At 69.2% G+C, this 26601-nt stretch carries 24 protein-coding genes and 1 tRNA gene; 18 read left to right on the forward strand and 7 right to left on the reverse strand.

Going from position 1 to position 26601, the window contains the following annotated elements; all coding sequences use genetic code 11:
- The first annotated feature begins 92 nt into the window (after nt 1-92).
- Genes FL625_RS05450 through rhaM form a run of 3 tightly spaced genes read left to right on the forward strand, consistent with a single transcriptional unit; the run spans nt 93 to nt 2364 of the window.
- On the forward strand, nt 93-1097 hold the full coding sequence (locus FL625_RS05450; RefSeq protein ID WP_149587606.1) for an ABC transporter permease: 1005 nt from the start codon (nt 93-95) through the stop codon (nt 1095-1097).
- Entirely contained in the window at nt 1094-2050 is a 957-nt protein-coding gene (locus FL625_RS05455) for an ABC transporter permease (RefSeq protein WP_149587607.1), read from the forward strand. Before FL625_RS05450 ends, FL625_RS05455 begins: the two co-directional genes overlap by 4 nt.
- On the forward strand, nt 2050-2364 hold the full coding sequence (gene rhaM / locus FL625_RS05460; protein ID WP_149587608.1) for an L-rhamnose mutarotase: 315 nt from the start codon (nt 2050-2052) through the stop codon (nt 2362-2364). The genes FL625_RS05455 and rhaM overlap by 1 nt, the downstream gene beginning before the upstream one ends.
- Nucleotides 2365-2428: 64 nt before the next feature.
- Here the strand turns inward: rhaM and FL625_RS18490 are convergent, their stop codons facing one another.
- The gene (locus tag FL625_RS18490) at nt 2429-3778 is read right to left on the reverse strand and encodes an FGGY-family carbohydrate kinase (RefSeq protein ID WP_149587609.1); all 1350 of its coding nucleotides are present in this window, start codon (nt 3776-3778) and stop codon (nt 2429-2431) included.
- A 69-nt stretch (nt 3779-3847) separates the two neighbouring features.
- Nucleotides 3848-3923, reverse strand: a tRNA-Arg gene (locus FL625_RS05470).
- A 271-nt stretch (nt 3924-4194) separates the two neighbouring features.
- Here FL625_RS05470 and FL625_RS05475 point away from each other — a divergent pair.
- Both FL625_RS05475 and FL625_RS05480 read left to right on the forward strand, forming a co-directional pair.
- Entirely contained in the window at nt 4195-5178 is a 984-nt protein-coding gene (locus tag FL625_RS05475) for a LacI family DNA-binding transcriptional regulator (protein ID WP_290426955.1), read from the forward strand.
- A gap of 34 nt (nt 5179-5212) precedes the next feature.
- Nucleotides 5213-6091: an FkbM family methyltransferase gene (locus FL625_RS05480; protein ID WP_149587611.1), complete on the forward strand. Its 879-nt coding sequence runs from the start codon at nt 5213-5215 to the stop codon at nt 6089-6091.
- Between the two features lie 81 nt (nt 6092-6172).
- Here FL625_RS05480 and FL625_RS05485 read toward each other — a convergent pair whose 3' ends face one another.
- From FL625_RS05485 to FL625_RS05495, 3 genes are read right to left on the reverse strand one after another with little or no spacing between them, the layout of a single operon-like run.
- Complete coding sequence (locus tag FL625_RS05485) at nt 6173-6619, reverse strand: NUDIX hydrolase (RefSeq protein ID WP_200833883.1); 447 nt, start codon at nt 6617-6619, stop codon at nt 6173-6175.
- Nucleotides 6619-6903, reverse strand: a complete 285-nt coding sequence (locus tag FL625_RS05490; RefSeq protein ID WP_149587613.1) for an NfeD family protein — start codon at nt 6901-6903, stop codon at nt 6619-6621. The genes FL625_RS05485 and FL625_RS05490 overlap by 1 nt, the downstream gene beginning before the upstream one ends.
- A gap of 1 nt (nt 6904) precedes the next feature.
- Complete coding sequence (locus FL625_RS05495; RefSeq protein ID WP_149587614.1) at nt 6905-7786, reverse strand: SPFH domain-containing protein; 882 nt, start codon at nt 7784-7786, stop codon at nt 6905-6907.
- Nucleotides 7787-7935: 149 nt separating this feature from the next.
- Here FL625_RS05495 and FL625_RS05500 point away from each other — a divergent pair, with 149 nt between their 5' ends.
- Genes FL625_RS05500 through lpxK form a run of 3 tightly spaced genes read left to right on the forward strand, consistent with a single transcriptional unit; the run spans nt 7936 to nt 10370 of the window.
- Complete coding sequence (locus FL625_RS05500; RefSeq protein WP_149587615.1) at nt 7936-8181, forward strand: DUF4170 domain-containing protein; 246 nt, start codon at nt 7936-7938, stop codon at nt 8179-8181.
- Nucleotides 8182-8184: 3 nt separating this feature from the next.
- A complete protein-coding gene (locus tag FL625_RS05505; protein WP_149587616.1) occupies nt 8185-9381 on the forward strand; it encodes a 3-deoxy-D-manno-octulosonic acid transferase in 1197 nt (398 codons plus the stop codon).
- The gene (lpxK, locus tag FL625_RS05510; protein WP_149587617.1) at nt 9381-10370 is read left to right on the forward strand and encodes a tetraacyldisaccharide 4'-kinase; all 990 of its coding nucleotides are present in this window, start codon (nt 9381-9383) and stop codon (nt 10368-10370) included. The genes FL625_RS05505 and lpxK overlap by 1 nt, the downstream gene beginning before the upstream one ends.
- Here the strand turns inward: lpxK and mnmC2 are convergent.
- Entirely contained in the window at nt 10365-11051 is a 687-nt protein-coding gene (gene mnmC2 / locus FL625_RS05515; protein WP_149587618.1) for a tRNA (5-methylaminomethyl-2-thiouridine)(34)-methyltransferase MnmC2, read from the reverse strand. The two genes, lpxK and mnmC2, sit on opposite strands and share 6 nt — an antisense overlap.
- A 42-nt stretch (nt 11052-11093) precedes the next feature.
- Here mnmC2 and FL625_RS05520 point away from each other — a divergent pair, with 42 nt between their 5' ends.
- The 10 genes from FL625_RS05520 (at nt 11094) to FL625_RS05560 (ending at nt 24482) form a co-directional block, all read left to right on the forward strand.
- Nucleotides 11094-12149 carry an NAD(P)/FAD-dependent oxidoreductase gene (locus FL625_RS05520; protein ID WP_149587619.1) on the forward strand — a complete coding sequence of 352 codons (1056 nt, stop codon included), beginning with the start codon at nt 11094-11096 and terminating at the stop codon, nt 12147-12149.
- A 120-nt stretch (nt 12150-12269) separates the two neighbouring features.
- Entirely contained in the window at nt 12270-15725 is a 3456-nt protein-coding gene (gene smc / locus FL625_RS05525) for a chromosome segregation protein SMC (protein WP_149587620.1), read from the forward strand.
- 78 nt (nt 15726-15803) lie between these two features.
- Nucleotides 15804-15926, forward strand: a complete 123-nt coding sequence (locus tag FL625_RS18495; protein WP_268815759.1) for a hypothetical protein — start codon at nt 15804-15806, stop codon at nt 15924-15926.
- A 106-nt stretch (nt 15927-16032) separates the two neighbouring features.
- Complete coding sequence (locus FL625_RS05530) at nt 16033-17283, forward strand: sarcosine oxidase subunit beta family protein (RefSeq protein ID WP_149587621.1); 1251 nt, start codon at nt 16033-16035, stop codon at nt 17281-17283.
- Between the two features lie 12 nt (nt 17284-17295).
- Nucleotides 17296-17580, forward strand: a complete 285-nt coding sequence (locus FL625_RS05535) for a sarcosine oxidase subunit delta (protein WP_149076902.1) — start codon at nt 17296-17298, stop codon at nt 17578-17580.
- On the forward strand, nt 17577-20516 hold the full coding sequence (locus FL625_RS05540; RefSeq protein ID WP_149587622.1) for a sarcosine oxidase subunit alpha family protein: 2940 nt from the start codon (nt 17577-17579) through the stop codon (nt 20514-20516). The genes FL625_RS05535 and FL625_RS05540 overlap by 4 nt, the downstream gene beginning before the upstream one ends.
- Complete coding sequence (locus FL625_RS05545) at nt 20509-21069, forward strand: sarcosine oxidase subunit gamma (RefSeq protein ID WP_149587623.1); 561 nt, start codon at nt 20509-20511, stop codon at nt 21067-21069. Before FL625_RS05540 ends, FL625_RS05545 begins: the two co-directional genes overlap by 8 nt.
- 74 nt (nt 21070-21143) lie before the next feature.
- Nucleotides 21144-21803 (forward strand): helix-turn-helix domain-containing protein, encoded by a 660-nt coding sequence (locus FL625_RS05550; RefSeq protein ID WP_149587624.1) that lies wholly within the window; start codon nt 21144-21146, stop codon nt 21801-21803.
- Between the two features lies 1 nt (nt 21804).
- Nucleotides 21805-23211: an FAD-binding oxidoreductase gene (locus FL625_RS05555; RefSeq protein WP_149587625.1), complete on the forward strand. Its 1407-nt coding sequence runs from the start codon at nt 21805-21807 to the stop codon at nt 23209-23211.
- Between the two features lie 80 nt (nt 23212-23291).
- Nucleotides 23292-24482: an MFS transporter gene (locus FL625_RS05560; RefSeq protein ID WP_149587626.1), complete on the forward strand. Its 1191-nt coding sequence runs from the start codon at nt 23292-23294 to the stop codon at nt 24480-24482.
- Nucleotides 24483-24565: 83 nt separating this feature from the next.
- Here the strand turns inward: FL625_RS05560 and FL625_RS05565 are convergent, their stop codons facing one another.
- Complete coding sequence (locus FL625_RS05565) at nt 24566-26542, reverse strand: FAD-dependent oxidoreductase (protein WP_149587627.1); 1977 nt, start codon at nt 26540-26542, stop codon at nt 24566-24568.
- Between the last annotated feature and the right edge of the window lie 59 nt (nt 26543-26601).

Raw genomic sequence — 26601 nt, forward strand, 5'->3', positions numbered from 1 at the left:
GTTGCGCGGCCCTTATGCCGCGCAGAGGCGAGACAAAAGGCTCGCGCGTCAGCGCACAATTCGAAACCCGCCCCCACCCTGGGGGACAGCGCATGACCATCCTCACCCGCGCCTCCCCCCAAACCCTGCGCCTCCTGGCGCTCGGCCTCGCGCTCCTCGCCACGATCCTGTTCTTCGCCACCCAGATCGAGGGCTACCTCTCCCCCCGCATGTTCAACCGGATCTCGACCTCCGCCGCCGTGGTGCTGCCGGTCGCGGTCGGCCAGGCCATCGTCATCATGACCCGAAACATCGACCTCTCGACAGGCTCGATCCTCGGCGTCGTGGCCTACATGGCGGGCCAGCTTCTGAACACGATGCCCGACCTCCACCCCGTCCTCGCCGTCCTCTTCTGCATGGCCCTCGGTGCCGGGCTGGGATTGCTCAACGGCCTCCTCATCGCCTGGGGCCGCGTGCCCTCGATCATCGTAACCCTCGGCACGCTGGCACTTTTCCGCAGCTTCCTCGTCGAATGGTCCGACGCCAAGACCATCACCACCGCGAGCCTCCCGCAATGGCTGGTGGACCTGCCCTCGGCCAACGCCTTCTCCCTTGGCGGCCTCGACATCCGCGTCACTGTCGTCCTGGCCCTCGCCGCCGTCCTTGTCACCGGCCTTGCCCTGACCTTCTGGCGCCCCGCGCGTCGCTTCTACGCCGTCGGCTCCAATCCCGACGCCGCCGTGATGGCCGGGATCAACGCCCCCCGCGTCGTCTTCACCGCCTTCATCCTCTCGGGAGCCTTCGCCGGCCTCTCGGGCTTCCTGTTCCTCGCCAAGTTCGGCAACATCACCGTCGTCGCGGGGCTTGGCTACGAACTCAAGTCCATCGCCGCCGTCGTAGTGGGTGGCGTCTCGATCATGGGCGGCTCCGGCTCGATGATCGGCGTCCTGATGGGCGCGCTCCTCGTCGACACCATCGACAACTCGCTGACCCGCTGGGCGGTGGTCTCGGAATTCTGGCGCGACGCGCTGCTCGGGGGGCTCATCATGGCCGCCGTCACCGTGGACACGCTGGCCAGCCGCCAGCTGGCCCGTCTGCGGAAAGGGGGCGCCGGATGACCCGTTTCCTCACCCCCTGGGAGACCGGCCTCCTCGCCGTCTTCCTTGCGACCCTCGCCCTCAACGCCAGCTTCGCGCCCGAATTCCTGACGGTGCAGAACCAGATCAACCTGTTCCAGCTGCATATCGAGAAGATCATCGTCGCGCTGGTGATGACCCTCGTCATCGTCAACGCCGAGATCGACCTCTCCGTCGCCTCGATCATGGGCCTTTCCGCCGCACTCTTCGGCTACCTCGTCAACGCAGGCACCCCGGCCGGCCTTGCCATCCTCGTCTGCCTTGCCGCGGGCCTCGTCGCCGGGGCGGTGAACGCCGTTCTCATCGCCCGCGTCGGCATCCCCTCGCTGGTCGTCACGCTGGCCATGCTGATCGGCTTCCGCGGCCTGGCGCGCGTGCTGGTCAAGGATACCTCGCTCGGCAATTTCCCGACCTGGGTCACCGACCTCGGGCAGAAGGGGCTGATCGGCCCGATCCCGCTGTCGCTCCTCCTGTTCTTTGCGCTCCTGATCCTCCTCGGCATGACGCTGCACCGCTCCGGCTTCGGGAGGCAGGTCATCGTCATCGGCACCAATGCCGAGGTCGCCCGCTTCTCCGGCCTGAACGTGGCAAAGGTGAAGACCGTGCTCTTCCTCCTCTCCGCGCTCATCTCCGCCCTCTGCGGCCTCCTCTACGCCGCCCGCCTCGGCTCGGTCCGCGGCGACACCGCGCTGGGGTTCGAGCTGGACATCATCACCATGGTCCTTCTGGGCGGTGTCTCGATCTTCGGCGGCAAGGGCAGCATGGTGGGCGTGTTCCTGTCGATCCTCATCATCCTGAACCTCCGGAACGGCATGGGCCTGATGAACCTGACCGGCCATATCCAGACCGGCGTGATCGGCGTCCTCCTGATCGCCTCGGTCCTGTTGCCGAACCTCCTGGCCGACTTCCGCGCCCGCAAGAGAAAGGACGCCTGATGCAACGCCACGCCTTCAAGATGCGCCTCAATCCGGGGATGGAGGCCGAATACATCCGCCGCCACGACGAGATCTGGCCCGAGCTGGTGCAGCTTCTGAAGGACACCGGCATCTCGAACTACTCGATCCACCTGGACCGAGAGACGATGACCCTCTTCGGCTACCTCGAACGCCGGGACGACCATACGATGGACGACCTGCCCAACCACCCGGTGATGCGGAAATGGTGGGCGTACATGGGCGACATCATGGCCACCAATCCCGACGGCTCCCCGGTGGCGATCCCGCTGGTCGAGACCTTTTACATGGGCTGACCGCTCCTCGATGACTTCGTCACTCGTCGCTCGCGACGAGAAGCCGAAGGCGCACGAGGAGCTTTCACCGGCCAACAGCCTCCCGCCAGGCAGACACATACCCGGTCCAAAGCGCATCGCGTTCGGGCTGAACCTCCACCGCCGGCGCCGCCTTCACCGCCAAGGGCCCCGCCAGCAGCGCCGCCCCCAGCCCCGTCCCGGCCCCCTGGCCCGAGCCCTTCACGACCCGCCCCGTCGCCGTCGCCAGCATCCGCAGGAAGGGCAGGTTGCCCCCGAAGGCCCCCTCCACGATCACCGGCCCCTCGGCTCCCACCAGGTCCAGACACTCCGCCCCCATCAGCGCCGCATAGAACGACGCCGCCGCCATCCGCGCGCCGCCCTCGGTCTCGCCCCCGATCCAGCCGAACCGCTTGCCCGGGAACGGCCCCGTGTCGGGATGCAGGGACGGCAGCGCCATCACCCGCCCTTCCAGCACCGCGCGCAGATCCGCCGGAGCAGGCTCCACGATCCGCCCCCCCATGATCTCCTCCATCTCGCGGCCGCCCATGAATCGCGCGGTCGGCACCGGCTCTCCCCGCGCATTCACGTTCACCAGCACGTCGCGCGCGGCATCCAGTTCCACCGCCCGCCCCCCCAAGGCCATCACGATCATCCAGGTCCCGGTGGACAGGACCCCGCAGGGCGCCTTGCCCAGATGCGGCACCAGCGAGGCGTTGGAATCATGGATCCCGCAGAGGACCGGCGTCCCCGGGGCCAAGCCCGTCGCCTCGGCCACCGACGGCAGCACCGGCCCCAGCACCTCCGCCGCCTTCCGCACCGGGGGGAATACCCGTTGCCATCCCATCCGCGACACCAGCGAGGAGAACCGACCCTGCCAGGGGTTCCACAGGTCGGTGTGACAGCCCAGCGAGGTCGCCTCGCTGGCCGCCACCCCGGACAGCCGGAACGCCCAGTATTGCGGCAGGGTCAGCACATGGCGCACCCGCGCGAACTCTGCCGGGAAGGCCCGCGACAGCCAGAACACCTGCGCGCCCAGGTTCAGGCCGACCGGCAGGCGCGGAGACCCCGTCTCGGCAAACCCCGGCCGCACCGCATCGTATTCGGCGGCCAGACGATCCGGCCCGTCATGCTCGTAATCCAGCATCGGCAACGCCAGCCCGCCGTCCCCGTCCACCAGGACGCAGGCCGCCCCATGCGTGGTGATGGACACCGCATCCACCCCGCGACCTGCCGCCAGCCGCAGACCGGACAGCACGAACCCCCACAGCATCGCCAGGTCGTGATGCGGATAGGGCCCGTTCCGCACCACCGCGTTCGGCGTGCGCGCCAGCACCTCCTCGGCCCCGGTGGCCAGGTCCACGACCAGCACCTTGGCATTGGTCTTGCCGATGTCCAGAACCGCGATCCGCCGCATGTCCCCGCTCTCCTCCAAGGCCGCGAGGATCAGCCTATCCGGCTGATTTCAAACAGGGAAGCGCAAGGATGGTGACCCCGGCAGGACTTGAACCTGCAACCTTCCCCTTAGGAGGGGGACGCTCTATCCGTTGAGCTACGAGGCCGCCGTCCCCTCATGCGACGAAACGGGCAGCATTTCAACCGGACAAAAGAAAAGGGGAGGCAAGTTTTGGCCCACTACCTCCCCCCTGGTCCGACGCATCCGAAGTGAGAGCTTGCAGGGACGCGCAGGATATGGCCAGCCAAACTGGCTGTTAGCGGTAACACTAGCAGACGATTGCGCCTTGGACAAGCCCCGGCTTTGGCGCTAACAAGGGATATGCCCACCGCCGGACCAGTGCATTGACCAAGCCTACCCCAGACCCGCGCCACGCCTTGACCCTTCGCGATGTGTCCGAAGCCTCGGGCGTCTCGGAAATGACCGTCAGCCGGGTGTTGCGCAACCGGGGCGACGTGTCGGGTCCGACGCGGGAAAAGGTGCTCGAGGCCGCCCGGGCGCTCGGCTACGTCCCGAACAAGATCGCGGGTGCGCTGGCCAGCCAGCGGGTGAACCTGGTGGGCGTGGTGATCCCTTCGCTGTCGAACATGGTCTTCCCCGAGGTGATGACCGGAATCTCCGAGACGCTGGAAGGCACCGGCCTGCAACCGGTGGTCGGCGTGACCAACTACCTGCCCGACCGTGAAGAGAAGGTCATCTACGAGATGCTCAGCTGGCGGCCCTCGGGGATGATCGTCGCGGGGCTGGAACACACCGCCGCCTCGCGCGCCATGCTGGCCCGGGCCGGCATCCCCATCGTCGAGATCATGGACATCGACGGCGACCCGATCGATCATGCCGTCGGCATCTCGCACCGTCGCGCCGGGCGCCAGATGGCCGAGGCGATCATCGCCGCCGGCTATCGCCGGATCGCCTTCCTCGGCACGCAGATGCCGAACGACTTCCGCGCCAAGAAACGGCTGGAAGGTTTTGAAGAGGCTCTGGGCAAGGCCGGGCTGACGCTGGTGGACCGGGAATACTATTCCGGCGGATCGGCGCTCCTGAAGGGGCGCGAGATGACGGCCGCGGTCCTGAACCGGACGCCGGATGTGGATTTCCTCTATTATTCCAACGACATGATCGGGGCAGGGGGGCTTCTGTACTGCTTCGACAAGGGGCTGGACGTGCCCGGCCGCATCGGTCTGGCCGGGTTCAACGGGGTGGAACTGCTCGACGGCCTGCCGCGCAAGCTGGCCACGATGGACGCCTGCCGGCTGGAAATCGGGCGCAAGGCGGCCGAGATCATCGCTGGAACCGCCACCCCGGGCGAGAAGATCGAGCTGTTCCCGACCCTGCAACCCGGCGACACGATCCGGCGCTGAGCGATGCCCGGCGCCGCAAGGGGGGCCTGACCCGATGCAGTTGCCGTCCGACCTGCTGGCCGACCTCCTCGCCGCGCTGCCGCTTGCCGACCCGATCGAGGTGGCGGATGTCGGCGCCTCGGCCCTGCCGACCAGCGAGGCGCCGCCCTACGCGCCGCTTCTGGACCATGGCCTCGCCCGGCTGACCGGGTTCGAGCCGAACCCCGAGGAACTGGCGAAACTGCCCGCCGACCCGCGCCGCCGTTACCTGCCGCATGCGGTCGGCGACGGTGGCCCCGCGACGCTGCACCTGACCCGGCATCCGGGTTTCACCTCGACGCTTGCCCCCGATCCCGCGATCACGGCCCACATCCATTCCTTCGCCGCGCTGACCGAGGTCACCGCCCGACAGCCGGTCCGGACCGTCCGGCTGGACGATCTGGCCGACCTGCCCCGGATCGACTGGCTCAAGATCGACATCCAGGGCGGGGAACTCGCGGCCTTCCGGGGCGGCGCGCGCAAGCTCTCCGCCGCGCTCTGCGTCCAGACCGAGGTCGCCTTCGTCCCGATCTACCGCGACCAGCCGCTCTTCGCCGAGCAGGACGCCTGCCTGCGCGACCTCGGCCTGCGTTTCTTCGGCTTCGCCTCGGCCAACCGCTTTCCCTTCACCGGCACGCCGAACGCCCTCTATTTCACCGCGAAACGCCGGGACATCGGCCAGTGGATCGACGCCGACGCGGTCTATCTGGCCGATTTCACCCGCTGGGAGACGCTGCCCGCCCCGGACCTGATCCGGCTCTTCCTGATCGTGACGCTGTGCTATCCCGCGCTTGGCGCGACGCTGCGGCTGGCCAGGCTTCTGGCCGCGCGCGGCCTCCTGCCGGATGGGATCATCCGCCGCCTCATCGACGCAGCCGCCCCGCCACCCGCGTAGGGAGCGCTCCAGCGCACCATCCCGCCGCCCTTCGGCGCCATGGTTGACATCCGGTAAACGCCCACGGCCATCCTGTTGAAATCACGGGGCGATCCCGGATTGTCCACCGTGGACAGCCTGCATCTCCGCCCAGACGATCCCGGCCCGCCGCTGCATCTCGGGCACCGCCTTCGGATGGCCGAGGAAGCCCGAGACCGGCATCAGCTCCCATCCCTGCCCCTCGTCTCCGAAGCGGATCGCCGCGACCTCCTCCGGGCTGATCCGGCCACCGAAGAAGACCGCCTGCCGCCCGGCCTCGACCATCGAGGGGAAGACCCGCCGCCAGACCAGCCGGCTGGCCGGCAGGCGCAGCCCGAACTCTTCCCAAAGCTCGCGCAGCAGGCAGTCCTCGGGCGTCTCCGCCCCCTCGCGCCCGCCGCCCGGCAGGTCCCAGAGCCCCGGCCAGCGCAGGTCGGGCCGGTCGTCGCGCAGGCAGGTCAGCACCGAGGCCCCGCAGAACAGCGCCGCCTTGGCCCCGGTGAAATCCACTACCGCTGGTCGTTGATGTCGCGGTCCCAGATCTTGACCTGGCCCTCGCGCACGCCGACCACCCGGCGCAGCACGGCCCATGCCGCCACCGACAGGATGGCGAAGATCAGCACCAGCGCCGCCAGCCCGCCCGGCGCGAGGCCGATGCCGACCAGCACCCCGGTGAGCACCGCCCCGATGGCGAAGCCCAGGAAGATGTAGCCCGGCGCCAGCACCTCGAGCACCCCGAGCGCAAAGCCCAGGATGACCCAGGCCCACCAGGTCCCCGCGATTGTCGGCAGCATGTCAGCCCCGTCCTTTCAGCATCTTGAACGCATCGCCGAAGGCCTCCAGCGCGTTCGCCGGCACCAGGATCGTCTGCTTGCCCTGACCCACGGCCACGGCCTGCAAGGCCTCGACCTGCTTCAGGGCGACCTGGAACTGCGCGGCCTCGAGGCCGTTTTCCTTGATCGCCCCGGCGATCACGCCCGTCGCATAGGCCTCGGCATCCGCCGTGATCCGCCGCGCCTTGGCGGCCTGTTCGGCGGCGTAGAGATCGGCGTCGGCGGCAAGCTCGACCGACCGCTTCTTGCCTTCGGCCTCCGTGACCTGCGCCCGCCGGGCGCGTTCTGCGTTCAGCTGCTGCAGCATGGCCGCCCGCGTCGCCTCGTCCAGGTTCACGTCCAGGATCTCGGCCCGGGTGACCTCCACCCCCCAGTCATCGACCATGGCCGTCACCTGCTCGCGCACGCGGTCGATCAGCTGGGCGCGGTTCGACTGGACCTGGTCCAGTTCCAGCTTGCCGATTTCCGACCGGACGATCCCGGCGACCGTCGTCGCGATCGCGCCGTCCACGTCGCGGATCCGGTAGACGGTCTTTTCCGGTTCCGTCACCCGGTAGAAGACCGAGGTCTCGACCTTCACCAGCACGTTGTCCGCCGTGATCGCGTCCTGGCTGGCGTTCGGCAGCTGGCGCTCCAGCACAGACACCTTGTGCGCGATACGGTCCAGGAACGGGACGACGAAGTTGATCCCCGGCCCGAGGACCGAGCGCAGCCGGCCGAACCGTTCGACCACATGCTTTTCGGACTGCGGCACGATCCGCACGCCAAGGAAGATGCAGAGGATGATGAAGAGAGCGATGGCCAGATAGACCCCTGGCCAGCCAATCAGGAAATCAAGGTCCACGACAATCCCTCCAGACCAAAGACCGCCACGTCGGGCGCCCACGGGAATGTGACCCCTGATCCCGGTGCGTGCAAGACCCTTGCCCCGACTTCCCCCTGCCCGGCGAACAAGATAGGGTCGCTCCGCGTCTGAAACGAACGGAGCCGATCATGACCCAGCGCCTGCACCTTGTCTTTGGTGGCGAGTTGGTGGACCCCCAGAAGAACGTCTTCCGCGACGTCAGCCAGATCCACATCGTCGGCATGTTCCCGGACTACGACAGTGCCTTCAAGGCCTGGAAGGGCGAGGCACAGCGCACCGTGGACAACGCCCACATGCGCTATTTCATCGCCCATATCCATCGGCTGCGCGACGAATCCGTGCCGGCCTCTGCGACCGAGGAACTGGGCAACTGACCCATGGCGGCCTCGCTGGGCCTCACGCTCTACAACCTCGGCCAGCGGCGCGACCAGGCCGAGGCGGGCGAGCGTCCGGCGCGGCCCGCCGGGCGGCTGGTCTGGCTGCACGCGCCCGGCGAGGCGCTGGTCAGCCCGATGCGCGCCCTGGCAAGGCGGCTGGTCGAGGAGGACGGCCTGCCGATCCTGTTGACCGCGCCCGACACGGGGCCGGACCTCCCGGGTGTGATCATGCAGCCGCCGCCGCCGGACAATCCCGCCGATGCGCGCATGTTTCTGGACCACTGGCGTCCCGAGATCGCGGTCTTTGCCGGCGGGCAACTGCGCCCGGCCGTGATGCATGAGGCCGCCGAACGCAAGATCCCGATGCTGGTGGTCAACGGCAAGGCGCCCGCCTTCCTGCGCGAACGCGACAGCTGGTATCCCGGGCTGATGCGGCAGGCACTCGCACGGTTCCGCGCGATCCTTGCGGTGGACGAGGCGGCGGCCCGGGCCTTCCGCAAGGGTGGGGCGAACCTGTCTGCCGTCGCCGTGGCGGGGCGGATGGAAGAGGAAAGCGCGCTCCTGCCGGCGCAGGAAGCCGAGCGAGCGGCCTTGTCGAAACTGCTGGGCGCACGGCCGGTCTGGTTCGCCGCTGGTTGCGCCGAAAGCGAGGAAGCTGCCGTCCTTCAGGCGCATCGCAAGGCCGCGCAGCATTCGCATCGGTTGCTGTTGATCCTGATGCCGGAAGATCCCGCCCGCGCGGGCCCGTTGGCGGCCGAGCTTGAGGCAACCGGCGATTGGGTCGTAGCCGAACGCGCCAAGGACGAGGATCCCGAGCCCGGGAGCGAAATCCTGGTGGTGGACAATCCGGCGGAATACGGATTGTGGTACCGGCTGGCACCGATCACCTTCCTGGGCGGAACCCTGTCCGGCAACGGCCCGGTGCGAAACCCGATGGAGGCGGCCGTCCTTGGCTCGGCGATCCTGCATGGGCCGAAGACCGGGCAGTTCGGGCTGGTGCTGGGTCGGCTGGGTGCGGCGCGGGCAACGAGGGCGGTGGCGTCGGCCAGTGGATTGGGAGAGGCGCTGGGCGACCTTCTGGCGCCTGATCGCGCGGCCCGGCTGGCGCAGGCGGCCTGGACCGTCGCCAGCGACGGCGCCGAGGTGACCGATACGGTGATGCAGCGCATCCGCGCCATCATGGATGGCGAGGAGTGATGCGCGCCCCCCGGTTCTGGTTCGCGCCGCCGGATCGGCCGGGCCTGCTCCCGCGCCTTCTGGCGCCGCTGGGCCGGCTCTACGCGGCGGGCACCGCGCGGCGGCTGCGCCAGCCGGGTTACGCGCCTCGCGTCCCGGTGATCTGCGTCGGCAACCTGACGGCGGGCGGGGCGGGCAAGACCCCGACCGTCATAGCTCTCGTCGAGCGTCTGACAGCGCGCGGCCATGCGGTGCATGTGGTCAGCCGGGGCTATGGCGGGCGGCTGGAAGGGCCGGTGCGGGTCGATCCCACCCGGCACGCGGCGGCTGAGGTCGGGGACGAGCCACTTCTGCTCGCGGCCTTTGTGCCGGTCTGGGTGGCGAAGGACCGAGCCGCCGGTGTCCGCGCGGCCGAGGCGGCGGGTGCGGGGGTGATCCTCCTCGACGACGGGTTCCAGAGCCCGGCGGTGAGGCCCGCGCTGTCGCTGGTGGTGGTCGATGCCGCGCGCGGTTTCGGCAACGGCCGCTGCATCCCCGCCGGCCCCCTGCGCGAGCCGGTAGCGGTGGGCCTGGCCCGGGCGGACCTTGTGCTGACCATCGGCGACGCGGCGGCTCAGGCGCGGTTCGATGGTCTCTGGGGCCCTGCCGTCGCGCCACCGCGCCTGCGCGGGCGGCTCGCGCCGCTGGCGATGGGGATGGACTGGCAGGGTGCCCGTGTCCTGGCCTTCGCCGGCATCGCCGATCCCGACCGCTTTTTCGCCACCCTGCGCGCCGAGGGGGCCGAGGTGGTCCGCGGCGAGGCGCTGGGCGATCACGAAGTGCTGTCCGAGACCCTTCTGAAACGGCTTGAAGCCGAGGCCGCCGCCGCCGGGGCGCAGCTGGTGACGACGGAAAAGGACGCGGCGCGGCTGTCTCCCGCCTGGCGGTCGCGGGTGCTGACGCTGGTCGTGCGCCTGCGCATCGAGGACTGGGCGCCGCTCGACGCCCGGCTGGCGGCGCTGGGCCTATAGGTTCGCAAGCCGCCCCGTGGTCATGTGCCGCTTGCGCCCGAAGCCGGGGCGGCGGCTGACCTCGAACCCCGCATCGGCCAGCGCACGGCGGACATGGCCTGCGGCGGTATAGGTGGCGAAGGTTCCCCCCGGCGCGGTATGGGAAGCCACCGCGCGCATCAGGTCGTCCGACCAGAGTTCGGGGTTCTTCGCCGGCGAGAAACCGTCGAGGAACCAGGCATCGGCGCGGCCCTCCCAGGCCGGTAGCGTCTGCCGCGCGTCGCCGACGACGATCCGGGCCGTGAGGTTCGGAAACTTCAGCTCGCGCGCGCCGTTGGCCCATTGGCCGAGCAGCCGCTGCGAGATTTCGTCAAGTTCCGGAAAGGCCCGATGCGCGCGTTCCATCTCGGCGGCGGGCAGCGGGAAGGCCTCGAAACTGGTGTAGTGCACCCGCGCCGGCCCCCGGTGCTCGGCCAGAAGCGCCAGGAGATTCAGCCCGGTGCCGAAGCCCAGTTCCGCCACCTGGAACCCCTCGCAAAGCCGCGCGGGCAGGTCGTTCCCGGCAAGGAACACATGCCGCGTCTCCTCCAGGCCCCCGGCCAGCGAGAAATAGGGGTCGTCGAACCGGCGCGAGACCGGGATCACATCGTCGCGCCAGTCAAGCTCCGGGGGCGTCTCTGGGGTCTGGTCGGCAGGGGGCATCGGGAGTAGTCCTTTCCCGGTTCATGGCGCCGGGGCAGGGGAATGGCAAGCATCGACGTGACGATCCGGGGCGCGGGGATCTTCGGGCTGTCCATCGCCTGGGCCTGCCTGCGGCGCGGGGCAAAGGTGCGGGTGATCGAGGTGGCGCAGCCCGGCGCGGGGGCCTCGGGCGGGCTGGTGGGGGCGCTGTCGCCGCATGTGCCCGAGGCGTGGAACGACAAGAAGGCCTTTCAGCTCGACAGCCTCCTGATGGCGGCGGACTGGTGGGCGGCGGTCGAGGCTACCTCGGGTCTCTCGTCGGGCCATGCGCGGACGGGCCGGCTGCAACCCCTGGCCGATGACCGCGCCCTTGCCGCCGCGCGGCGACGGGCGGAAGAGGCGCGGGTCCTGTGGCGTGGGCTGGCCGACTGGCAGGTGGTCCCGGCGACGGGCGCGGCGTGGGAGCCCGTCTCGCCCTCGGGCTGGCTGGTGCGCGACACGCTCTCGGCCCGGCTTTCGCCCCGGATGGCGCTGGCGGCGCTGGTCGCGGCGTTGCGGGCGGGCGGGGCCCAGATCGCGGGACCCGAGGCGTCCGAAGCGGGCGCGGTGGTCCATGCGACCGGCGTCGCCGGATTGCAGGAGCTGTCGCGCGCCTTCGGCCTGCCGGTCGGATCGGGGGTAAAGGGGCAGGCGCTGGCGCTCCGTCATGACGCGCGCGATGCGCCGCAGCTTTTCGTCGACGGCCTGCACATCGTGCCCCATGCCGATGGCACCGTGGCGATCGGCTCGACCTCCGAGACGACCTGGACCGGGGACGGCCCCGATGCCCGGCTCGACGCGCTTCTGGACCGCGCGACTGCCGCCCTGCCGGCGCTGCGCGGCGCCGAGGTCGTGGCGCGCTGGGCCGGGGTCAGGCCCCGCGCCGCCAGCCGCGCGCCGCTCCTCGGCCCCTGGCCGGGGCGGCCGGGGCAGTTCGTCGCAAACGGCGGCTTCAAGATCGGCTTCGGCGTGGCGCCCAAGGTCGCAGAGGTCATGGCCGCGCTGGTGCTGGAGGGCCGCGACGAGATCCCGCCCGGCTTCCGGTTCGAGGCGCTCCTGCCCGGCGCGGGCCCGGTCTGAGCCGGCGCTACCCGCAACATCTTGGGGATAACCCGCCCGCTTCCGCCCAGATGCGGGGGGTCGGGTTGACTCCTGCGTCCCCCGGCGGGAACATCCCCACTCGCGACTCGTGAGTGTGCCTTGCGTCTGACCCGACTGCGCCTGAACGGCTTCAAAAGCTTTGTCGACCCCACGGATCTGGTGATCCACGAGGGGCTGACCGGCATTGTCGGCCCGAACGGCTGCGGCAAGTCGAACCTGCTGGAGGCGCTGCGCTGGGTGATGGGCGAGAACCGACCCTCCGCGATGCGCGGCGGGGGCATGGAGGACGTGATCTTCAACGGCGCGGCCACGCGGGGCGCCCGGCATTTCGCCGAGGTCGCGCTGGTGATCGACAATTCCGACCGGCTGGCTCCCGCAGGTTTCAACGATGCCGACCAGATCGAGATCGTGCGGCGGATCACCCGCGACGCAGGCTCGGCCTATCGATGCAACTCGAAGGACGTGCGCGCCCGCGATGTGCAGATGCTGTTCGCCGATGCCTCGACCGGATCGCACTCTCCCGCGCTGGTTCGGCAAGGACAGATTTCCGAACTCATCAACGCCAAGCCCAAGGCTCGCCGCCGGGTGCTGGAAGAGGCCGCCGGGATCAGCGGGCTTTACGCGCGCCGGCACGAGGCGGAACTGAAACTGTCGGGCGCCGAGACGAACCTGACGCGCGTGGATGACGTGCTGGAACAGCTGGCGCAGCAGCTGTCCGTCCTGACCCGGCAGGCCAAGCAGGCGGCGCGCTACCGCGAGATTTCCGAGGAGTTGCGCAAGTCGGAGGGCATGCTGCTCTGGCGGCGCTGGCGCGAGGCCGACGAGGCGCGCGCCCAGGCCGAGGCCGTGCTGCGCGAGCGGCTGATCGCCCAGCATCAGGCCGAGGCGGCGGCACGGGCGGCGGGCAAGGCGCGCGAGGCGGCCGAGGACGCCCTGCCGCCGAAGCGCGAGGAGGAGGCGATCGCCAGCGCCATCCTGCAACGGCTGGTCCTGCAACGCGACGCGCTGGGCGATCAGGAGGCGCGCGCCCTGGCGCAGATCGACACGCTGAAAGGTCGGATAGAGCAACTGACCCGCGACATGGAGCGCGAGGCGGGCCTGAACCGCGACGCGGGCGAGGTGATCGAGCGGCTGGACTGGGAGATCGAACAGCTTTCCCGCGCCCATGACGGGCACGAGGAGAAACTGGCCGAGGCGGTGGAGGCCGCGCGCGAGGCGGGCGCCGTGCTGGCCGAACGCGAGGCGGCGCTGGCCGAACTGACCGAGGATGCCGCCCGGCTGGCGGCGCGGCACCAGTCCACCCAGCGGATGCTGGCCGACACGCGGTCGGTGCTCGACCGAGCCGAAGAGCAGGCCGCTGCGGCCCGCGAGGCGGTGGCCGCAGCGACAGTCGCGCTGGAGGCGGCGGGCGAGGCCTTCGCCGCCGCCGAAGAGGCGCAGGAAGCCGCCGTGGCCGAGACCGAGGCGACCGAGGCCGCGCTGGAAGAAGCCGAGGCCGCCCGTGCCGAGACCCAGGGCAGAGAAGCCGAAGCCCGTGCTGCACGGTCGGCCGCCGAAGGCGAGGCTTCCGCACTGCGGGCCGAAGTCGCGGCGCTGGCGCGGCTGGTGGAGCGCGAGGCGCAGGCCGGATCGCAGCTTCTGGACCGGCTGGAGGTGGAACCGGGCTATGAGAAGGCGCTTGGCGCGGCCCTGGCCGACGACCTTCGCGCGCCCGAAGTCGGCGGCGACGCACGGTCGGGCTGGGCGGTCCTGGCACCCTATGGCGATCCGCAACCCCTGCCCGCCGGGGCAGAGCCTCTGGGGGCCCGGGTGAAGGCCCCGGCGGTGCTGGCGCGGCGCCTTTCGCAGATCGGTCTGGTCAGCCGGGAGCAGGGCTTCCAGCTTCAGGCGGACCTGCGGCCGGGCCAGCGGCTGGTCAGTCTTGAAGGCGATCTCTGGCGCTGGGACGGCTTCCGCGCAGGGGCCGAGGATGCACCCTCGGCCGCCGCGCTGCGCCTGCAACAGCTGAACCGCCTCGTCCAGCTGAAGCGCGATCTTGAGGAGGTCGCCGCCCGGGCCGACGGGGCCCGCCAGGCGCATGAGGCCCTGCAAGCCCGCCTGCAGGAACTGGCAACAGCCGACCAGCGCGCCCGCGATGCCCGGCGCGCCGCCGATGCCCGTCTGGCCGAGTCGAACCGTGCCCTGGCCCGCGCCGAGGCCGACCGGTCCATCGCCGGCGGCAAGCTTGAAGCCGCGCGGCTTGCCGTCGGCCGCTTCGAGGACGAGGCGATGGCCGCCCGCGCGCGGCTGAAGGAGGCCGAGGCGGCCATGGCCGATCTGGGCGATCTGGACGCGGCGCGCGGGGCGGTCGAGGCCGCGAAGATCACCGTCGAGGCCGCGCGCATCACCATGATGACCCGCCGCTCGGCCCAGGACGAGGTCCGCCGCGAGGGCGAGGCGCGGGTGCGGCGGCGGCAGGAGGCACTGAAGGAACTCTCCGGCTGGAAGCACCGCCTGGAAACCGCCTCGAAGCGGACCGAGGAACTGACCGCACGCCGCGCCGAGACCGAGGCTGAACTCGCCGAGGCGATGCTGGCGCCCGAGGAAATCGCCGCCCGGCGCGACGAACTGGTCGAGGCCATCGCCGAGGCCGAAGAGCGCCGCCGCCGCGCCGCCGACGCCCTTGCCGAGGCCGAGGGAAGCTTGCGCGAGGCCGCCATGGCCGAACGCGAGGCCGAACGGCTGGCCGGCGAGGCCCGCGAGGCCCGCGCCCGCGCCGAGGCCCGGCTGGATGCCGCCCGCGAGGGCGTGGCGCTGGCCGCCGAGCGTATCGCCGAGGAGGACGACCGGACGCCGGACGAACTGCTCGCATCGCTGCGCACCGACCCTGACAAGATGCCGGACGCGGAAACGCTGGATCACGAGGTGATCCGTCTGAAGCGCCAGCGCGAGGCGCTGGGCGCGGTGAACCTGCGGGCGGAGGAGGACGCCAAGGCGGTCGAGGCCGAGTATGACGCCCTTGCGACGGAAAAGGCCGACCTCGAGGAAGCGATCAAGAAACTCCGCGCCGGGATCGCGGGCCTGAACAAGGAGGGCCGCGAACGCCTGCTGACCGCCTTCGAGCAGGTGAACGCGAATTTCTCGACCCTCTTCACCCATCTGTTCGGTGGCGGCGAGGCGCGGCTGGTGCTGGTCGAATCCGACGATCCGCTTGAGGCCGGCCTCGAAATCCTCTGCCAGCCGCCGGGCAAGAAGCTGGCGACGCTGTCGCTGCTGTCGGGCGGCGAACAGACCCTTACCGCGCTGGCGCTGATCTTCGGCGTGTTCCTGGCCAACCCCGCGCCGATCTGCGTGCTGGACGAGGTGGACGCGCCGCTCGACGACGCCAACGTGACGCGCTTCTGCGACCTTCTGGACGAGATGACCCGCCGCACCGACACGCGCTTCCTCATCATCACCCACCACGCCGTGACCATGGCGCGGATGGACCGCCTGTTCGGCGTGACGATGCAGGAGCAGGGGGTCAGCCAGCTTGTCAGCGTGGACCTGAAGAAGGCCGAGGCGCTGGTCGCCTGAAGCGGGCGGATGGTTAACTGACTGGCAACCAGAATCGGGCAGAACGGTACGGGAACAAACCGTAGCCAGGGCCTGAACATGCAGATGCTCCTCTCCGCCACCACGATCCTTGTGCTCTTCGCCTGGGCGCAGGAAGAAGTCGCCAAGCTCCCCCCCGCATGGTCGCCGTTCTCGGCCATCGAAGCGGCCGTGAATCCCTGACCTCACGTCTGCGCGCCGTGGCGAAAACGGCGGCGCGCGTGGCGAAAACCGGCAGCCTCCTGCGCCGAAACGGGCCTACAACCGGCCCCAAAGCAGGAGAAGGCCCATGCGCTATTCCGGATTTCGGGTCATTGCCGAGGCACTGACCGGCCACAAGGGCTGGAAGCCCGTCTGGCGCGACCCGACCCCCAAGGCCGAATACGACTACATCATCATCGGCGGCGGCGGGCACGGGCTGGCCACGGCCTATTACCTAGCCAAGGAATTCCGCCAGTCGCGGATCGCAGTGCTGGAAAAGGGCTACCTCGGCGGCGGCAACGTCGGCCGCAACACCACGATCATCCGGTCGAACTACCTGCTCGACGGCAACGAGCCCTTCTACGAATTCTCGCTGAAGCTCTGGGAGGGGCTGGAGCAGGACTTCAACTACAACGCCATGGTGTCGCAGCGCGGCATCATCAACCTGATCCACACCGATGCGCAGCGCGACGCCTTCACCCGGCGCGGCAATGCGATGATCCTGCACGGGGCGGACGCCCGACTTCTGTCGCGCGACGAGGTCCGCCAGATGTATCCCTGGCTCAACTTCGACAACGCCCGCTTCCCGATCAAGGGCGCGCTGATGCAGCCGCGCGGCGGCACGGTGCGGCACGACGCGGTCGCCTGGGGCTATGCGCGGGGCGCGGACCAGCGCGGGGTGGACCTGATCCAGAACTGCGAAGTCACCGGCATGCGGATCGAGAACGGCCGCATCAAGGGGGTCGAGACCACCCGAGGCTACATCGGCGCGAAGAAGGTCGGCGTGGCGGTGGCAGGGTCGTCCTCCAAGGTCATGGCCCATGCCGGAATGCGCCTGCCCATCGAAAGCCACGTCCTGCAAGCCTTCGTTTCCGAGGGGTTGAAGCCCCTGATCGACGGTGTGATGACCTTCGGTGCCGGGCATTTCTACGTCAGCCAGTCCGACAAGGGCGGCCTCGTCTTCGGCGGCGACATCGACGGCTACAATTCCTACGCTCAACGCGGCAACCTGCCGGTGATCGAGGACGTGGCCGAGGGCGGCATGGCTCTTATGCCCGCCATCGGCCGCGTGCGGCTGTTGCGGACCTGGGGCGGGATCATGGACATGTCGATGGACGGCTCGCCCATCATCGACAAGACCCATGTCGAGGGCCTCTACTTCAACGGCGGCTGGTGCTACGGCGGGTTCAAGGCGACCCCGGCCTCGGGCTGGTGCTTCGCGCATCTGCTGGCGAAGGATGAGTCACATTCAACGGCCAGGGCCTACCGCTTCGATCGGTTCCTCAAGGGGCTGATGATCGACGAAAAGGGGCAAGGCGCGACCCCGAACCTGCATTGACGGAATAAACGAATGATCATTCACCATCCGATCCTCGGCCCCCGCGATGCGCAGGAATTCGTCTATCTCGGCGATGCCTCCCTTATCGACCGCCCCGATGGCATGACCGCCGGGGTCGAGGCGTTCCACGACTACCTCTACCAGCGGACCAACCCTGCGGGCGAACACCAGGAGCTTTGGTATCACGAACAGGGCGACCGCTCCTGGCTGGTCGTCACCCGCAACACCGTCACGCACGAGATTACCAAGGTCGAACTCGCCCGCGACGTGGCGCGGGCCCGGGGGCGCACGAAATGACCCAGTCGCATCGCATTGACGGCGGCCTGATCGACCGCACGAAGACGCTCCGCTTCACCTTCGACGGCATCCCCTACCAGGGCCATCCCGGCGACACGCTGGCCTCGGCGCTTCTCGCCAACGGCGTCCGGCTGATGGGCCGCAGCTTCAAGTATCACCGCCCGCGCGGCCCGATTTCCGCCGGGTCGGAGGAACCGAACGCACTGGTCGAACTGCGCACCGGTGCCCGGCAAGAGCCGAACACGCGGGCCACGGTGGCCGAACTGTTCGACGGTCTTGAGGCCAACAGCCAGAACCGCTGGCCCAGCCTGCGCTTCGACGCCATGGGGATCAACGACAAGCTCAGCGCCTTCTTCGCGGCCGGGTTCTACTACAAGACCTTCATGTGGCCCAAGTCCTTCTGGGAAAAGCTGTATGAGCCGATCATCCGCCGCGCCGCGGGCCTTGGCTCGGTCACGCGGGAAGAGGACCCGGACGCCTATGACAAGGGCTTCCTGCACTGCGACCTGCTGGTCATCGGCGCCGGTCCCGCAGGCCTGATGGCCGCGCTGACGGCCGGGCGGGCAGGCAAGCGGGTGATCCTCGCCGACGAGGATTTCCGCATGGGCGGGCGTCTGAACGCCGAGACTCTTGCGGTTGGCGACGCATCCGGCGCCGACTGGGCAGCAGCGGTGTTGGCCGAGCTTGCCGCGATGCCCAACCTCCGCCTGATGACCCGCACCACGGTCATCGGCGCCTTCGACCATGGCATCTACGGCGCGGTGGAGCGGGTGTCGGACCACCTCCCCACCCCCGCCAAGGGCAAGCCCCGCCAGATCCTCTGGCGCATCTACGCCGGGAAGGCGATCCTTTCCGGTGGCGCCACCGAACGCCCCATCGCGTTCGAGAACAACGACCGCCCCGGCATCATGCTGGCCGGAGCGCTGCGGGCCTATGCGAACCGCTGGGGCGTCAAGGTCGGTGAGCGCGTCGCGGTCTTCACCAACAACGACGACGGCATCCGCACGGCGCTGGACCTGCGGGCCAAGGGTGTGGACGTGGTCGCCGTGATCGACAGCCGCCCGGTGGGCGACCTCCTTCCCGGCATCCGGCATCTGCATGGGGCCGAGGTGATCGACACCTCGGGCAAGCTGGGCCTGAAGACGATCACGGTCCGGCAATCGAACGGTGCGACCGAGACCATTGCGGTCGATGCCCTGGGCGTGTCGGGCGGCTGGAACCCAAACGTGAACATCCATTCGCATCACCGGTCCCGTCCCGTCTATGACGCCGGCATCGCTGCCTTCGTCCCCGGTCCCGAAGGCCCGCCCGGCCTTCTGGTCGCAGGCGCGGCGGCAGGCCAGATGTCCACCCACGCCGCGCTCAAAACCGGCCGCGACGCCGCCATCGCCGCGCTTGACCTCGGCACCGCGCCCGACCTGCCGCAGGCCGAGGACGCGCCCGTCCGCATCTCGCCGCTGTGGTTCGTCCATCACGGCAAGGGCCGCGCCTGGATCGACCAGCAGAACGACGTCACCGTCAAGGACGTGAAGCTGGCGAAGCAGGAAAACTTCACCAGCGTTGAGCATCTGAAGCGCTACACCACGCTGGGCATGGCGACCGACCAGGGCAAGACCGGCAACGTGATCGGCCTCGCCATCATGGCCGAGCTAACCGGCCGGTCGATCCCCGAAACCGGTACCACGATCTACCGCCCACCCTATACTCCCGTCGCCATGGGCGCGCTGGCGGGCCGGTCGCGGGGCAAGGAGTTCAAGCCCTTCCGCCTGACCCCCTCGCACCACTGGGCCAAGGAACAGGGCGCGATCTTTGTCGAGGTCGGCAACTGGCTTCGCACCCAATGGGTCCCGAAACAAGGCGAAACCGAATGGCGGCAGTCGGTGGACCGCGAGGTCCTGGCGACCCGGAAATCCGTCGGCATCTGCGATGTGACCACGCTGGGCAAGATCGACGTTCAGGGCACCGACGCGGGGGCCTTCCTCGACCGGGTCTATGCCAACACCTTCTCGACCCTGCCCGTCGGCAAGTGCCGCTATGGCCTGATGCTGCGCGAGGACGGCATCGTCTTCGACGACGGCACCACCGCCCGGATGGGCGAGCATGAATATGTGATGACCACCACCACGGCCAATGCCGTGACGGTCTTCCGGCACCTGGAATTCTGCCGCCAATGCCTCTGGCCCGAGATGGACGTGCAGCTCATCTCGACCACCGAGGCCTGGGCGCAGTTCTCGGTCGCGGGTCCCAACGCGCGGAAACTCCTGGAGAAAGTCGTCGATCAGGACATCAGCGATGCAGCCTTCCCCTACATGGGCGCGGGCAACATCACCGTCTGCGGCGGCCTGCGCGCGCGTCTGTTCCGCATCAGCTTCTCGGGCGAACTGGCCTACGAGATCGCGGTGCCTACCCGCTATGGCGACGCACTTCTGCGCGAGATGCTGGCGCGGGGGGCAGAATTCGATCCGGTCGTCTATGGCACCGAGTCGCTGGGCGTGATGCGCGTCGAGAAGGGCCATGTCGCGGGGGGCGAACTCAACGGCCAATCCACCGCGCTGAACATGGGGCTGGGCAAGATGGTGTCGAAGAAGAAGGACTCCATCGGCATGGTCCTGTCGCAGCGTGAGGGCCTCACGGACGAGAACGGCTACCGTCTTGTGGGTGTCAAGCCGGTGGACCCGAACGGAAAGCTGACCGCAGGCAGCCATTTCCTGGAGAAGGGCGCGGCGCCGGTGGCGGCGAACGATGGCGGCTGGCTGACCTCCAAGGTCTATTCGCCGCATCTCGGCCATGACATCGCGCTTGGCTACCTCAAGGGCGGCGACAAGAAGATCGGCCAGCGCATGCGCGCGGTGAACCTGCTGGCCGGCCTCGATACCGAGGTCGAGATCATCTCGCCCCACATGTTCGACCCGGAAGGAGTGCGTCTCCGTGGCTAGTCTCCAGCCCCTCACCGCGCTTGGCAAACGCGAAGCGACCGCCGTCACCCACGGCCCGCTGACCATCACCGAGCGCACCGACGTCGCCCTCGCCTCGGTTGCCGCCCGCAAGGGCAGGATGGCCGACCTCTCCGCTGCTGCACAGAAGGCGGGCGTCCCGCTTCCGGGTCCGGCCACCCATCAGGCCGGGATACCCTACTCTGCCTTCTGGGTCGCGCCCGAGATGTGGTTCGTCGAAGCGCCCCATGCGACCCACGAGCTGATCGCCGACCTTCTCAAGTCCGCCCTGGGCGATGCGGCCAGCATCACCGAACAGACCGACGCCTGGGTCGCCTTCGACCTTGCGGCCACCGATCTTGCCCCGCTGCTGGAGCGGCTCTGCAATGTGGATTTCCCGGCCGTCCCGAACGGCTACGCCACCCGCACGGTGATGGAGCATCTGGGCGTCTACCTCGTCAAGCACGGCCCCGGCGCAGCCCGCCTTTACGGGCCCCGGTCCAGCGCGGAAAGCCTGCTTCATGCGCTTGAAACGGCGGCACATTCCGCCTTCTAGGGCTTTTGCTTGATAGCGGACATGTTTCCCTGTAGTGAAATCGCATGTAGTGGTTCCACCCGGGATGTTCACCCATGTCCGACGGCTCTGCCAATCCGACGCTGCCACGCGGCAAGCCTGCCTTCGATCAGGACCCCCACCGCGTCCGCGAGATCACCGAGCGAAACCTCGAGGCTGCCATCGGGCGCGAGGTTCGCAACTTCCGCCGCCAGCAGGGGATGACCGTGGCCGATCTGGCCAATGTCACCGGCCTGTCGATCGGCATGCTGTCCAAGATCGAGAACGGCAACACCTCGCCCTCGCTGACCACGCTCCAGGTCCTGAGCCACGCCTTTTCCGTCCCGGTCACCGCCTTCTTCCGCAGCTACGAGGAGCGTCGCGAGGCGCAGCATGTGAAGGCCGGAGATCATGTCGAGATCGAACGCCGCGGCACCCGTGCGGGTCATCAGTATCATCTGCTGGGCCATATCGGCTCCAACAGCTCGGGGGTGGTGGTAGAGCCTTACATGATCACGCTCACCACCGAAAGCGACACCTTCCCCACCTTTCAACACGAGGGGCTGGAATTGCTCTACATGCTGGAAGGCGAGGTCGATTACCGCCATGGCGACACGGTCTATCCGCTGAAGCCCGGCGACAGCCTGTTCTTCGACGCCGATGCGCCGCATGGGCCGGAGACGCTGGTCAAGCTTCCCGCGCGTTACCTGTCGGTCATTGCCTACCCGCAGGGCTGACATGCTGACCGCAGACCTGGCCGCCGCAATCGGGGCCGCGCATGTCCTGACCGGCCCCGACGTGGCCCGCTACGCGCGCGACTGGATGGGCCGCTACGAGGGCCAGCCGGTCTGCGTCGTCCGCCCCGGATCGACCGCCGAAGTGGCCGCCTGCGTCAGGATCGCTGCGCAGCATGGCGTGCCCGTTGTGCCCATCTCGGGCAACACCGGCCTTGTCGGCGGGACCATGACGCAAGGTGGCCTGATGCTCTCCCTCGAACGGATGAACCGCATCCGGCAGGTCAAGCGCGACGCGAAACTGGTCATCGCCGAGGCCGGGGTGATCCTCACCCGCCTGCACGAAGCCGCTGAAAGGGAAGGGCTTTACTTCCCCCTCTTGTTCGGCGCCCGGGGTTCAGCCATGCTGGGCGGCGTCCTCTCCACCAACGCGGGCGGTTCCAACGTCCTCCGCTACGGCTCCACGCGCGGCCTCTGCCTTGGGCTGGAGGTCGTCCTGCCCGATGGCCGCGTGTTGAACCTGATGTCCGAACTGCACAAGGACAACTCCGGCTACGATCTGAAAAATCTTTTCATCGGCGCCGAGGGCACGCTTGGCATCATCACCGCCGCCGTGATGAAGCTGGTCCCCGCGCCGCGCGCCCATGCTACCGCCACGCTTGCCGCCCGCTCGCTTCCCGATGCGCTGACCCTCCTGAACCGCATGCAGGAAGCCACCGGCGGCCGGGTCGAGGCGTTCGAATTCATGCCCCGCACCTACTCCGAACGCCTGCGCGAGGCCCGACCGGACCTTGGACTGCCCTTCGACCACATCCCCGAAGTCACCATCCTGATCGAGGCCGCCACCACCGTCCCGCACGAGGCCACCCCGGACGCGAACGGCGACATCCCCCTCGTCCTCACGTTGGAAACCATCTTGGCCGAGATGATGGAGGCGGGCCTCGTCACCGACGCCATCCTCGCCCGCAGCGAACAGCAGCGCCGAGCGATGTGGGCACGGCGCGAGGCCGCCGCCGAGATCGGAGTGGGCCTTTACCCCGAGGTCGATACCGATGTCTGCCTGCCTCTCGACAAGGTCGAAACCTTCCTGACCCAAGCCGTAGCCAGACTCGAAACCCTCGACCCCGGCGCGCGCACGATCACCGTGGCCCACCTCGGCGACGGCAACCTGCACTTCACCGCCTACCCGACCCGGGACGATCCGGCGCTGAAGGACAAGGTGCTGGAAGCCATCGAGGATGTCGTGGCCGACCTCGGCGGCAGCTTCTCGGCCGAACATGGCGTGGGCCTGTCCAAGCTCCCCTCGATGCGGCGCCGCAAGGACCCGGTGGCGCTCGACGTGATGCGGACGCTGAAACTGGCGCTCGACCCACGGGGCCTCATGAACCCCGGCAAGGTCATCCCCCCCTGAGCCCAGGAATTTTCGACGAAACTTCCTGGGCCTGACGCGGCACCTTGCGGCCACGTCACGCCCGGGATAGCCAGTCGGCCATGCCAGCCATCCGCCTCTGCCTTTCCGATCCGGCGCTGCGCGCCGCGGGTCTCGTCATGGCCTTGCAGGGCGCGGTCGCCTGTTCCTTCGGCCCCTATTTCTCGACCCTCGCCGTCAACACCTTCGGCTTCGGCGACCATGGATATGCCGTGCTTCTCGCGCTGTCGTCCATCGCCTCGGTCACGGCCTCGGTGATCGGCGGCATCCGTGCCGACCAGACCGCGAACCGTCGCCGCGTGACCCTGACCGCCGTCCTGTCGCTCCTGCTCGGCGCCTTCCTGATGTCGGTCGCCCCCGGCCCCTGGGTCTTTGCCCTGACCGCCGCCCTGCTGATCCCGATCAGCAGCATCACCTTCGGCCAGGTTTTCGCACTCGCCCGGCTTGCCGCAACCCGTCACCCGTCAGAAGAGCGCGACGGCATCATGGCCGTCATCCGCGCCCTCTTTGCCTTTCCCTTCGTCGTCGTCCTGCCGCTCTGGTCCTTCGCCTTCGCCGCCGGAGCCCCCGTCGCCGCAATCTTTCCGGTGGCGCTGGTCCTGTCCGCCGCGATGCTTGCCGCCGTCCTGCGCCTCTGGCCCGCCGACGGCCGCACCCCCTGGGACGACCGCCCCTCGGGCCTGAGCTTCCGCGCCGCCCTGGCCGAGATGGGCCGCCCCCGCATCGCGGCGCGCGTGATCGCCCTTGGCGCGGTGTTCAGCGCCTCGACGGTCTACATGGCCATCGTCTCGCTGGTCATGGTGCCCGATGTCGGCCGCTCGACCTCCGACGTGGCGCTTTACGTCGGCCTGGTGGCGGGCCTCGAAGTGCCGTTCATGCTGCTGATCCCCGGCCTGACCCGGGGTATCCCGCGCACCCGGCTGATCTTCGCCGGCGCGGGGCTCTACAGCCTGCATGTCGTGCTCTTGCCGATGCTGGCCGGCTCGCCCCTTGTCTGGCTTCTGGTCCTGCCCGCCGCGGTGGGAGGGGCCGTCACGCTCACGGTCCCGATCGCCTATCTGCAGGATCTCATGGCCGACCGCCCCGGGGCGGGGGCCTCGCTCATGGCGCTGCAACGACTTGCCGGCGACGTGATCGCGGCAAGCTGCTTTGCCCTCGGCACGACCTTCGCGGGATACGGCACGGTCGCGCTACTTGGCGTGGCTGCCTCGCTCTTGGGGGCGGCCGCACTGCTCTTGGCCGATCCGCGCTGAATTGCTGCGCAGCGAAGCGCGTGGAATGCTGCGGGAATGCTGCGCAGCAAATCATTGCGATCAATGACTTGCCGTGGTGGCCGTCATATCGACAGGCCGACCTTCCGCCCCTCATGGAACGCATAGGCCGCAAGCCTGGGCGCCGCGCAGTCGCCGATCCGGTGCAGTACCTTCCCCTCGATCGTCTCGGGCAGAACATCGAACGCCCGGTTCGTCGTCGCCATCACCAGACCCGAGGCCGGGATTACCTCCTCCGCGCCGGTCAGGAACGACCGCACCGTCACCCCGTTCCCATGCCAGCGCACCAGCCGGTGCTCGGCCAGCATCCGCACCCCCAAGGCCCCCAGCCGCCGCCGCACCACCCCGTCCGCCGCCGTCCGGGACAGCTCCTTGCCGACGAAGGGCTCGGGCGTGACGATGGTCACCTTCTTCCCCTGCTCGGCCAGAGCCCAGGCCGTGCCCACCCCGCGCCAGTTCGACCCCTCGTCATAGAGCACCACCGCGTCGCCCAGCCGCGCCTCGCGCCGCAGGACCGCCTCGGGCGACCAGACGCCGCCCGCCTCGATCCCCGGCAGCGTCGGTTCCTCCGGCACCCAGCGCTGAAAGCCGGTTTCATCGGGCAGCGAGCCCGTGGCCACCACCACCACCCCGGCCGGGTGCGCCGCCACCTCCTCGGCGTCAAGGAAGGTGTTCAGCCGCAACCGCACCCCCAGCCTGTCGAACTGCCGCTCGTACCAGTCCATCAGCTCCAGGATCTGCCCGCGCCGCGGCTGCATCCCCGCCAGCCGGAACTGCCCGCCGACCACCGGCGCGGCCTCGACGATCTCCACCCGGTGCCCGCGTTCCGCCGCGACCCGCGCCGCCTCCAGCCCCGCAGGCCCCGCGCCCACCACCAGCACATCCTTCGGCTCGGGCGCGGCGACGAACCGGTCCCCGCCCCATTCGAACTCGCGCCCCGCACTCGGGTTGATGAGGCAGGAGATCCAGTAATCCCGGCTCCGCCGCCCCCAGCACATCTGGTTGCACGAGATGCAACCGCGCACGTCCTGCGGCCGCCCCTCGGCCACTTTCCGCGCCAGGTGCGGGTCGGCGATCTGGCCCCGCACGATGGATACCAGGTCCGCCAGGCCGGAGGCGATGATCGCCTCGCCATTCTCGGGCGTCCTGACCCCGGCTTCCGAGGTTACGACCGCATGCTTCAGCACCCCCTTCAACTGCGCCGTCAAGGGCGTCGTCAGCTTCTCGCCATGGGTAAACGGAGGAATGATCGACTCGAACTCCAGGTAGGACCCGGCGCCCACGGTCACATAATCGACATGCCCCGTCCGGTCGTGCAGCGACAGGATCTCGCACAGTGCCTCGGCCCCCAGCGTCACGCGGTAGGCCTCGGAATAGCTGACCGCGAGACCCACGACGAAGTCCTCGCCGCACGCCCGCCGGATGCGCTCGATCAGCGTGCGGGAAAAGCGGGTGCGGTTCTCCAGCGAGCCGCCCCACTGATCCGTCCGCTGGTTCGACCAGGGTGTCCAGAACTGGTCCAGAAGCGAGTGATAGGCGGCCCAGACCTCCACCCCCTGAAAGCCCGAGGCCTTCGCGCGCACCGCCGCCGCGACATGCGCCTCAAGAAGCTCCTCGACCTCTGCCCCGGTCATCGCATGGCTGCCGTCCGAATCGTGATAGGACGGCCCGCCGGAAGGGGACCAGTGCGGCGCGAAGCTCAGGTCCGAATCGCCATGCGCGCCGATGTGGTAAAGCTGCTGGAGGATGACCGCCCCCGCCGCCTTCACCTCGTCGGTGATCGTGCGGAAGGCGGGGATGACCCGGTCATCCGAATGCAGGAAGTTGCCCCGGGTCAGCACGCCCGTCCGGTGCACCGGCACGGGTTCGGCCACCACCATCGCCGCCCCGCCCAGGGCGCGCTCCAGCAGGTACTTGCCGAAGCGCGGCCCCGGCATGCCCTGGTCCGACATGTTCGCGGTATGCGCGCCAAAGACGATGCGGTTGCGCAGCGTGTGGTCGCGCAGTTTCAGCGGGGACATCAGGCGGCGATGCTGGGTCATGGGGGCCTCCGTTCGCCCCCATGTCAGCCAATCTCGACACCTGTGTCAAGTTTTCCGCG

The organism is Tabrizicola flagellatus (assembly GCF_008271465.1).
GTDB classification, from domain to species: domain Bacteria; phylum Pseudomonadota; class Alphaproteobacteria; order Rhodobacterales; family Rhodobacteraceae; genus Tabrizicola; species Tabrizicola flagellata.

Excerpts from the sequence above, each read along its gene's own strand:
- FL625_RS05450 (WP_149587606.1), top strand. The coding sequence starts at position 93 with ATGACCATCCTCACCCGCGCCTCCCCCCAAACCCTGCGCCTCCTGGCG.
- FL625_RS05455 (WP_149587607.1), top strand. The coding sequence starts at position 1,094 with ATGACCCGTTTCCTCACCCCCTGGGAGACCGGCCTCCTCGCCGTCTTC.
- rhaM (WP_149587608.1), top strand. The coding sequence starts at position 2,050 with ATGCAACGCCACGCCTTCAAGATGCGCCTCAATCCGGGGATGGAGGCC.
- FL625_RS18490 (WP_149587609.1), bottom strand. The coding sequence starts at position 3,778 with ATGCGGCGGATCGCGGTTCTGGACATCGGCAAGACCAATGCCAAGGTG.
- FL625_RS05480 (WP_149587611.1), top strand. The coding sequence starts at position 5,213 with ATGCAGTTGCCGTCCGACCTGCTGGCCGACCTCCTCGCCGCGCTGCCG.
- FL625_RS05490 (WP_149587613.1), bottom strand. The coding sequence starts at position 6,903 with ATGCTGCCGACAATCGCGGGGACCTGGTGGGCCTGGGTCATCCTGGGC.
- FL625_RS05500 (WP_149587615.1), top strand. The coding sequence starts at position 7,936 with ATGACCCAGCGCCTGCACCTTGTCTTTGGTGGCGAGTTGGTGGACCCC.
- FL625_RS05505 (WP_149587616.1), top strand. The coding sequence starts at position 8,185 with ATGGCGGCCTCGCTGGGCCTCACGCTCTACAACCTCGGCCAGCGGCGC.
- lpxK (WP_149587617.1), top strand. The coding sequence starts at position 9,381 with ATGCGCGCCCCCCGGTTCTGGTTCGCGCCGCCGGATCGGCCGGGCCTG.
- mnmC2 (WP_149587618.1), bottom strand. The coding sequence starts at position 11,051 with ATGCCCCCTGCCGACCAGACCCCAGAGACGCCCCCGGAGCTTGACTGG.
- FL625_RS05520 (WP_149587619.1), top strand. The coding sequence starts at position 11,094 with ATGGCAAGCATCGACGTGACGATCCGGGGCGCGGGGATCTTCGGGCTG.
- FL625_RS18495 (WP_268815759.1), top strand. The coding sequence starts at position 15,804 with ATGCAGATGCTCCTCTCCGCCACCACGATCCTTGTGCTCTTCGCCTGG.
- FL625_RS05530 (WP_149587621.1), top strand. The coding sequence starts at position 16,033 with ATGCGCTATTCCGGATTTCGGGTCATTGCCGAGGCACTGACCGGCCAC.
- FL625_RS05535 (WP_149076902.1), top strand. The coding sequence starts at position 17,296 with ATGATCATTCACCATCCGATCCTCGGCCCCCGCGATGCGCAGGAATTC.
- FL625_RS05540 (WP_149587622.1), top strand. The coding sequence starts at position 17,577 with ATGACCCAGTCGCATCGCATTGACGGCGGCCTGATCGACCGCACGAAG.
- FL625_RS05550 (WP_149587624.1), top strand. The coding sequence starts at position 21,144 with ATGTCCGACGGCTCTGCCAATCCGACGCTGCCACGCGGCAAGCCTGCC.
- FL625_RS05555 (WP_149587625.1), top strand. The coding sequence starts at position 21,805 with ATGCTGACCGCAGACCTGGCCGCCGCAATCGGGGCCGCGCATGTCCTG.
- FL625_RS05560 (WP_149587626.1), top strand. The coding sequence starts at position 23,292 with ATGCCAGCCATCCGCCTCTGCCTTTCCGATCCGGCGCTGCGCGCCGCG.
- FL625_RS05565 (WP_149587627.1), bottom strand. The coding sequence starts at position 26,542 with ATGACCCAGCATCGCCGCCTGATGTCCCCGCTGAAACTGCGCGACCAC.